Origin of the sequence: Mucilaginibacter sp. (genome assembly GCF_036383575.1) — a bacterium.
GTDB lineage: Bacteria > Bacteroidota > Bacteroidia > Sphingobacteriales > Sphingobacteriaceae > Mucilaginibacter.
In genome coordinates, this window is the sequence record NZ_DASVOB010000571.1 from 1 (window position 1) to 8,714 (window position 8,714).

9 protein-coding genes are annotated in these 8,714 nt (G+C 45.2%); 8 read left to right on the plus strand and 1 reads right to left on the minus strand.

Translation table 11 applies throughout. From position 1 onward, the window contains the following. The 8 genes from aspS to VF500_RS20495 form a co-directional block, all read left to right on the plus strand. Positions 1-1,565 (plus strand): aspartate--tRNA ligase (gene aspS / locus VF500_RS20460; protein WP_330861456.1); only part of this gene is annotated, 1,565 nt, incomplete at its 5' end. A gap of 62 nt (positions 1,566-1,627) precedes the next feature. After that, positions 1,628-2,092, plus strand: coding sequence for an FKBP-type peptidyl-prolyl cis-trans isomerase (locus VF500_RS20465; protein ID WP_330861457.1), 465 nt, complete (start codon positions 1,628-1,630; stop codon positions 2,090-2,092). 80 nt (positions 2,093-2,172) lie between these two features. After that, positions 2,173-2,628, plus strand: coding sequence for an FKBP-type peptidyl-prolyl cis-trans isomerase (locus VF500_RS20470; RefSeq protein WP_330861458.1), 456 nt, complete (start codon positions 2,173-2,175; stop codon positions 2,626-2,628). A 23-nt stretch (positions 2,629-2,651) separates the two neighbouring features. Beyond that, the gene (locus VF500_RS20475; protein WP_330861459.1) at positions 2,652-3,119 is read left to right on the plus strand and encodes an FKBP-type peptidyl-prolyl cis-trans isomerase; all 468 of its coding nucleotides are present in this window, start codon (positions 2,652-2,654) and stop codon (positions 3,117-3,119) included. A 115-nt stretch (positions 3,120-3,234) separates the two neighbouring features. After that, the gene (locus VF500_RS20480; protein WP_330861460.1) at positions 3,235-3,834 is read left to right on the plus strand and encodes a tRNA-(ms[2]io[6]A)-hydroxylase; all 600 of its coding nucleotides are present in this window, start codon (positions 3,235-3,237) and stop codon (positions 3,832-3,834) included. Positions 3,835-4,143: 309 nt separating this feature from the next. Continuing rightward, a complete protein-coding gene (locus VF500_RS20485; protein ID WP_330861461.1) occupies positions 4,144-5,328 on the plus strand; it encodes a sensor histidine kinase in 1,185 nt (394 codons plus the stop codon). A gap of 3 nt (positions 5,329-5,331) precedes the next feature. After that, on the plus strand, positions 5,332-6,033 hold the full coding sequence (locus VF500_RS20490) for a LytTR family DNA-binding domain-containing protein (RefSeq protein ID WP_330861462.1): 702 nt from the start codon (positions 5,332-5,334) through the stop codon (positions 6,031-6,033). A gap of 209 nt (positions 6,034-6,242) precedes the next feature. Further along, complete coding sequence (locus tag VF500_RS20495) at positions 6,243-8,159, plus strand: gliding motility-associated C-terminal domain-containing protein (RefSeq protein WP_330861463.1); 1,917 nt, start codon at positions 6,243-6,245, stop codon at positions 8,157-8,159. An 87-nt stretch (positions 8,160-8,246) separates the two neighbouring features. Here VF500_RS20495 and VF500_RS20500 read toward each other — a convergent pair. Next, positions 8,247-8,714: hypothetical protein (locus tag VF500_RS20500; protein WP_330861464.1), on the minus strand; the 468-nt coding region annotated here is incomplete at its 5' end.

Below are 8,714 nucleotides of genomic sequence, written 5' to 3' on the forward strand. Positions count from 1 at the left end.
AAAGCCGCGGACTTGGTCGCGAATTTGTGATCAAAGTTACCGGTAATGTAATTGAGCGCGCCAGCAAAAACACCAAGATCCCAACCGGCGAAATTGAGATTGCCGTTACCGATATCGAAGTGCTTAACGCGGCCAAACTGCCACCGTTCCTGATTGAGGACGAAACCGATGGCGGTGAGGAACTTCGCGCCAAATACCGTTACCTCGACCTTCGCCGTAACCCTATCCGTAACAACCTGGTTCTTCGTCACAAAATGGCGCAGGAAGTGCGTAAATATTTAGATAAGCTTGACTTTATCGAGGTAGAAACCCCGGTGTTAATCAAATCAACCCCGGAAGGTGCGCGTGACTTTGTGGTGCCAAGCCGCATGAACGCAGGCGAGTTTTACGCCCTGCCACAATCGCCGCAAACCTTTAAACAATTGCTGATGGTAAGCGGTTTTGACCGCTACTTCCAGATAGTAAAATGTTTCAGGGACGAGGATTTACGTGCCGACCGTCAACCTGAATTTACCCAGATCGACTGTGAGCTGTCTTTCGTGAGCCAGGAAGATATCCTGAATATTTTTGAAGGCCTTACCCGCCACCTGTTCAAAACTGTAAAAGGGATTGACCTGGTTGAGCTGCCGCGCATGCTGTATTCTGATGCTATGCGTTTATACGGATCAGACAAACCCGACCTGCGTTTTGGGATGGAGTTTGTTGAGCTGAACGATATTGTTAAAGGCAAAGGCTTTGGTATTTTTGATAATGCCGAGTTGGTTGTAGGTATCAATGCCAAAGGCTGTGCAAGTTATACCCGCAAGCAAGTGGATGAATTGACCGAATGGTTAAAACGCCCGCAAATTGGTGTAACCGGTATGATCTACTGCCGCTACAACGAGGACGGTACGCTGAAATCATCAGTTGATAAGTTTTATAACGAAGATGAACTGACCAACTGGGCTGCTGCTTTCAATGCCGAAAAAGGCGATTTGATGCTGGTACTTGCCGGTCCTGCCGATAAGGTGCGTAAACAGTTGAACGAGTTGCGTTTGGAAATGGGTAACCGTTTAGGTCTGCGCGATAAAAATACTTTTGCACCCCTGTGGGTGGTTGACTTCCCGTTATTGGAGTGGGATGAAGAAAGCGGCCGTTACCATGCTATGCACCACCCGTTCACTTCACCAAAACCTGAGGATATTGCCCTGTTGGATACCGAACCGGGAGCTGTACGCGCTAATGCTTATGATCTGGTGATCAATGGTACCGAAATTGGCGGTGGCTCAATCAGGATCCATGATCGTGGCCTGCAAGCGTTGATGTTCAAACATCTTGGTTTCTCGCCCGAAGAAGCGCAAAAGCAATTCGGCTTTTTGATGGATGCCTTTGAATACGGCGCACCTCCGCATGGTGGTATCGCCTTCGGGTTCGACCGCCTGGCATCTATATTCGCCGGCCTGGATTCAATCCGCGATGTGATCGCCTTCCCTAAAAACAACTCGGGCCGCGACGTAATGATCGATTCTCCATCAACCATTGCCGAAGCGCAAATGACCGAGCTGAAAATTAAAACAACGGTTTAATAACCCAAAACATAAACTAAGCCTCCTTTACTTTAAAGGGGGCTTTTATTTGAATACCCATCATGAAAAAATACTTTTTATTACTAAGCGCAGTTATCATTACACTGATGATGTCATGTGATAATTCAGTAAAGTTAAACCAGGCCAAACAAGCTAAAACCGACGATTCACTCATTCGCATTTATCTTAAAGCCAATCCGCAGCTCAAAATGCAAAAGGACCCCTCCGGTATTTATTACCAGGTTTTATCCGAAGGCAAGGGCGATCATCCCAAAGACAATTCGTTGGTTACCGTAAACTACACTGCCGCTTTGCTGAATGATATGGTGGTTGATAAGGGTAACGGTTATTCGAGCCCGCTTGATCACCTGATCAAAGGCTGGCAAATAGGTATCCCATTAGTTAAAGAAGGTGGCAGCATTTTACTTATCGTACCATCAGGCTTGGCTTATGGTGCAAACGGTCCGGGCCGTATCCCTGAAAATTCGGTATTGGTGTTTTCTGTCGATTTAACAGAATTTAACTAATCCCGCTAAAATAAGTTCAATTATTGTAGCGTTCTGTTGCTTTTGTTCGTCAAATTAATGCAAACAGAACTATTAACTAAATGAAGAAATTTCTATTATTCGTATTCGCCCCGTTGGTGATCCTCGCCTCATGCTCAAAAGACAAGTTCGATGCAGCAAAACAGGCAGCTGCAGATGACGCCGCTATTAAAACTTATATCGGTACAGATACCGCTTTTCATGCTACTGCTGATGGTTCTGGTGTTTATTATAAAATAGTAACCCAGGGAACCGGCGCAAAGCCAACCACAACATCAACAGTTAAAGTAACCTACACTGGCAAGCTATTGAACGGAACTACGTTTGATTCCGGTACTATTAATCAAAGCCTGCAGGGGCTCATTCCTGGCTGGCAATCTGGCCTGCCGTACGTTAAAACGGGCGGCCGTATTATTTTGGTGATCCCCTCGAGAGAAGGTTACGGTAATACCGCAGCGGGCTCAATCCCTAAAAATTCGGTCTTGGTATTTACGATCGATCTGCTTAGTTTTAGCTGATTTACCAATTACCACAACCTGAAATGAGAAAAAGCCTGTTGCTGCTGTTGTTTGCGCCGCTGTTGGTGCTGTCTGCATGTTTTAAAGATAAAGCGACCGATCCGCAACAGGTTGTTTTGAATGAGGATGGCAATATCAAAAACTACCTTGCAGCCCATTCCGAAATCAGCGCCACAAAAGATACTTCAGGACTTTATTACCAGATCATTGCCCCGGGAACGGGTACTCATGCCGGGCCAAACGCAACGGTAACTATCGATTATTCGGGCCAGTTACTTACTGGCGTAAGCATAAGTGGGCAAACCGATTACAGCAATAAACTAAACTTGCTGCTAACCGGGTGGCAGATAGGCATCCCGATGATTGCTGCAGGCGGAGAGATCCTGCTTATTGTTCCTTCGCGGTTAGCTTATGGTGTATATGGCACCAGCCAGGTACCGCCAAATTCCATAGTGATATTTGATATCAAGCTTAAAAAGATAGAACAGTAACAAAAAACAATGAAGGGCCGTCCGCAAAAGATGGCCCTTCATATTTAAACATATCGCAGAAGTACCTTTTACCTTTCGCCTTTATCCTTTCACCGCTATCAACTATCTTTGCACTGTGAGCGAGAAAACCATTTTAAAACTGCAGTTGCCTACCGATCCGCTTTGGGTTAAGAACGTAGTAGAAAGCAATATTGAAGAAATTTTGACCGATCATGCTTTTTGCGAACAAAAGGCGGCCAGTAATGCTATTACCCTTATTGTTCAAAATCCAAACCTGAGCGAGTTGGTACAGGAAATGGCCCTGCTGGTACAGGAAGAAATGGATCATTTTAAACGCGTACACGATATTATATTGGAGCGTGGTTATATTCTTGGCCGCGAGCGCAAGGATAACTACGTGAATGAACTCCGGAAATTTATTATCATAGGCGGCGGTCGTGAAGCCCAGCTCATTGACAGGCTCTTGTTTTCGGCGATGATAGAAGCCCGGAGCTGTGAACGTTTCAAGGTACTCTCCGAAAATATTAACGATGAACAACTGGCTATCTTTTACCATGAGCTGATGATCAGCGAAGCGACCCATTATTCCATGTTCATTCGCCTGGCAAAAAAATACGCCGAAGAAATTGATGTTGATGCCCGCTGGAAACAGTTCCTGGAATACGAAGCCCAGGTGATCCAGAACTATGGCAAGGGTGAAACTATTCATGGGTAAGTCCTGAGTCGTAAGTTGTGAATCTTAACGTCCCATCAGGATCTCTCGCAGAGGCCCCCTGAGGAGACCTGAAGAAGGGTTTAAAAACAAATAAACAAGCCGTCATTGCGAGGTACGAAGCAATCGCGAACTATATAGGGCGGCTCTGCTCATTGGGGATTATTAATAATTATAATTTGATTTTATAGGTATTAATGAGCTCCCTTTGGTCGGTTGTCTTCGTGCCTCGCAATGACGATTCTTTCACTATACACCTTGAAATTAACGCTACTTTTTTTATTGCTGTAACATAATGCGTTATTTTACATAATGTCGCGTTTCAAAGTATTTTCGGTTGTTATACATATTGCCGGCTGGCTGCTGTTCATGGCCTTTCCGCTGGTTTTTTTAAATAGCCGGTCGTTATACAATACTTCTATTACATCTTTTTTGCAGAAGCCTGCTTACTGGGTGTTTTGTATCACTTATATCTCCCTTTTTTACAGCAATGCTTACCTGTTCATTCCGCAGTTCTTTTTGAAAAAAAAGTATTTGATCTACAGTGTTATCTGTATCATTTTATTGAGCTGCGTGTACACGCTCCAGCCGTTCGACAGACTGCTGCGAAGCACTGAAGGCTGGAGAATGCGCAGCGGGATGATGATGCCGGGGCCTCCGTCTTTTGATGGCCCCCGCTTTGGCCATCATAGGTATGGTAACCTTTATCCTGATACGCAGGGAGGGTTTGAACGGCCACCATATTTCCATCCCGATTCCTTAGGGCAAAGAAATGGTTTCGGGCATTCACGAAGGTTCAGAAAGCCGTTCGACAGTACCAGCCTGTTCATTTTTCTGATGATCATGGCCTTGAGTATGGCTATAAAAACGGTGCAGCAATGGCAGCTTACCGAGCAGCGTGCCGCCCGTGCCGAAGCCGATAAAACCAGCGCCGAATTATCGTTTCTGAAAGCGCAGATCAATCCTCATTTCCTGTTCAATACGCTTAATAATATCTATACCCTCGCGGCGATCAAAGATGACAATGCCGCCGATAGTATCATGAAGCTCTCGAACATTATGCGCTACGTTACTGATGATGTTATTGAAGATTTTGTACCGCTGCAAAGCGAAATTGATTGTATCAGTGATTATATCGAACTGCAGCGCCTTCGCATCGGCAAAAACACCAAGGTTAATTTTGAGGTTGAAGGAGATCCCGGCAGAAATAAAATAGCCCCGCTGGTAATGATGACCTTTATTGAAAATGTTTTTAAGTACGGAGTGAGCAAACATGAACCATCTGATATAGATATCAGGATTAATATTCAGGATCTAAATATTTCGTTTTACTGCAAAAACCGGATCTTTGGTGTAAAAAACAGCGAATACCAACGCACAGGCATCGGCATAAAAAACACAAAGCAGCGCCTGGAACATTTATATCCTGGCAAGCATTTGTTAAACATCAGCAGCCAGAATAATGAGTATATTGTTCAACTTACTTTACATGCTTAAATTATGGTGCTCAAATGTATAGCCATTGATGACGAACCGCTTGCCTTAAGGCTCATAAGCGAATATGTATCACGCTTCCCGGCGCTGCAAATGGTTAATACTTTTGAAGATGCCATATCCGGCGCGGAGTTTTTAAAGAATACCCCGGTAGATCTGCTTTTTGTTGATATCAACATGCCCGATATTACGGGGATAGATCTTGTGCGCTCGCTCCAGGTAAAACCCATAGTGATATTCACAACCGCTTATAAAAACTTTGCGTTTGAGGGTTTTGAACTGGAAGCACTGGATTATATTTTAAAACCGATAGATATTAAGCGCTTTACCAAAGCTGTTGAAAAAGCCGTTGATTACTATAAATACAGGAACAAGCCCGCTACCGAAGAGACCGACGAAAGCCTGTATGTATACTCGGAATATCGCATGGTTAAAATAGAGCTGAGTACTATCGAGTACATTGAAAGTATGGAGGATTATATTAAGATCCATATTACCAACGATAAAACTATCCTTACACTAATGCCGATGAAAAAGGTATTGGAAAAGCTCCCTTCAACCAGGTTTCAGCGCATCCATCGCAGCTATATTGTACCTGTTGGCAAGATCAGGTCTATCCAGAACCGTAAGGTGCAGCTTACCGATGTAGAGTTGCCGGTAAGCGAAACTTATAACGATTTTGCACGCAACTGGTCGAAACAGAAGTAGCGTTAATTTCTCCCCATTACATTCGCCTATACAAAACTGCTATTCATCGATACATTATTGATGAAAACCGCCCGTGCCCGCATATTTACTGCATAAACCAATTATAACCCCATAAATGGTTTATATAATACCCCTTTTCATAATAGTTGCGATAGTAGCGTCTGTATGTTAGTAGTTACATGCAGGCGCTTTTTTAAAACAGTATTCCGTTGGAAGCAAAAAAGTTACTCCCCCTAATCAGCTTTTTTCTTATTCTATTAGCTCGCAAAACAAATGCGCAAAGCCTTGGCGACCCGGTAGTGAGTATCACTTTTGGCTCAGGAACTTCAACCCATTCGGGGGCCTTGCCTGCCGATTCTGGGTCGACGAGCTATACTTATAGCAGTAACGATTTCCCGAGCGATGGTTCATACACTATTGAAAATACTACCGCGGGTGCCGGCAATGTATGGTGGTCGGCAACAGACCATACCGGCAATACCGGCGGTTATATGATGGTGGTAAATGCCAGTGTATCCAAAACCGATTATTTTTATAAACGTACCATTAGCGGGCTTTGCTCTAATACTACCTACCAGTTTTCGGCCTGGGTGGTGAATTTGTTAAGGAGTAATGATATCAGTCCGCCAAATATCACCTTCGCTATCGAAAAAACTGACGGTACAACTATCCAAAGTTTTACTACCGGTACCATTGCCCGCACCAGCGGCAATTACCAGTGGATACAGAAGTCGTTTAACTTTACACTGCCTGCAGGTGTTGGCGATGTAGTGATCAAGATGATCAATAACAGCGCCGGAGGTGCCCCGGCAAATGACCTTGCTATTGACGATATTGTTTTCAGGCCTTACGGGCCCGTGATTGCAGCAAGCTTTAGTAGTTCAAGCTCAACTATCACGGCATCGGCTTGTTCGGATATTCCGCAAACCTATACACTCAGCACCACTATTCCCAGCGGATATACCGTTTTATGGCAGTACAAAAACGGGAACGGTGCCTGGACGGATCTTGCCGGAGCTGGTAGCACCAGTTCAAGTTACCAGGTCACATCGCCAACGGTAGCCGGTACTTACTATTATCGTGCGGTAACTGCCCAGGCAGGCAATATCAATTCGGCACTTTGCCGGTCGGCATCAAACGTGCTTACACTTACGGTTGGCGCGCCGCCCTCATCAACGGCAACAGCAAATACGCCGGTCTGCGCGGGTACAACATTGTCGTTAAGCGCATCAACAGGGGTGAGCTATCAGTGGACGGGGCCAAATGGGTTTACATCAGCAATTCAAAACCCAACCATCAGTAATGTAACCGCAGCAGCGGCAGGTACTTATCATGTTACGGTTAAATCATCGTCGGGATGTGAGGTTGTAGTACCACTGACTGTTGTGGTGAATGCACAGCCTGTTGCAGCAGTTGCAGCAGTTGAGCCAATTTGCGAGGGGAGTTCGGTTACCTTAAATGCCAGCGGCGGCTCAACTTATTCATGGTCGCCAACTACAGGCCTTTCAGATGCCAACATAGCCAATCCTGTCGCCAGCCCTACAGATACCACATTGTACACAGTTACCGTAAGTAACGGCACTTGTACATCAACAGCTACGGTACAGGTTAATGTGCTTAAAAAGCCTGTGGCCAACGCCGGGCCCGACAGGTATATTACCCAGGGACAAACAACCACGCTTAATGGCAGTACCAAAGGAACCAACGTAAGCTATTATTGGACGCCGACCGATAACCTGAGCAGCAGTCTTGAACTTAAGCCCACAGCCTCGCCAATGGAAGATATCACTTATACCCTGCACGTAGTATCAAATTCAGGCTGCGGCGATGAAGCTACCGACCAGGTATTTGTGCGCGTTTATAAAAAAGTGATTATCCCCAATACCTTTACACCTAATGGCGATGGGGTTAACGATACCTGGGCCATTGAGGCACTTGATACCTACCCAACCTCAACCACGCAAGTATTTAACCGTTACGGTGGAGTGGTATTTAAAAGCACCGGCTACCCCAAAGCCTGGGACGGCAGATACAGCGGACAAGATATTCCGTCGGGAACATACTATTATGTGATAGATTTAAAAAATGGGAATGTGATGAGCGGCTGGGTGATGGTGGTTCGTTAGTTTTTGGGTTCATGGTTAATGGATCATAGTTCATAGCAAAACAGCGAAGCAAATAAGGGAGCCACCATTGCCATAACCTATGAACCATCATCTATGAACCACTCCCACTACATTCAACAAATAATTATCCATCATATCAATATCCACCACATCATTTAAAAAGCCGATGTGCATATCCGGGCGGATGATCAGGGCTTTCTTTTGATTTTCTTTTATATCGAAAGCATCAAAGATATGTTGGTTTTTTGCTGACGGGGGCAGGTAAAAAAAGTTGAGGCTGACCCCGTAGTTTTGGGTGATCCATTTGGCTACGGTAAACAGGTCGATCTCTTTAAGTTTGCCCAGGCAAATGAGCGTGAACCCAGGTTTGCTGCACCATTCGTGCAGGTCGGTTTCCAACTGCCGTTTTTCGTCGAACACTTTGAGGTAAGGCAGCCTGTCGCCCGCTTTGATCTGGCTGGCGTGACTTAAGTTAAGGTTTATTGTGCTGTGCCGATAGGCTATGCCGGTTTGCGATACCCGTTTAAAAAAAGCTTCGCGCAGATTGGGCTTGCT

Bases quoted from the DNA above. Each gene is read 5' to 3' on its own strand.
- VF500_RS20470 (WP_330861458.1), top strand. From the start codon at position 2,173: ATGAAGAAATTTCTATTATTCGTATTCGCCCCGTTGGTGATCCTCGCC.
- VF500_RS20490 (WP_330861462.1), top strand. From the start codon at position 5,332: ATGGTGCTCAAATGTATAGCCATTGATGACGAACCGCTTGCCTTAAGG.
- VF500_RS20465 (WP_330861457.1), top strand. From the start codon at position 1,628: ATGAAAAAATACTTTTTATTACTAAGCGCAGTTATCATTACACTGATG.
- VF500_RS20475 (WP_330861459.1), top strand. From the start codon at position 2,652: ATGAGAAAAAGCCTGTTGCTGCTGTTGTTTGCGCCGCTGTTGGTGCTG.
- VF500_RS20485 (WP_330861461.1), top strand. From the start codon at position 4,144: ATGTCGCGTTTCAAAGTATTTTCGGTTGTTATACATATTGCCGGCTGG.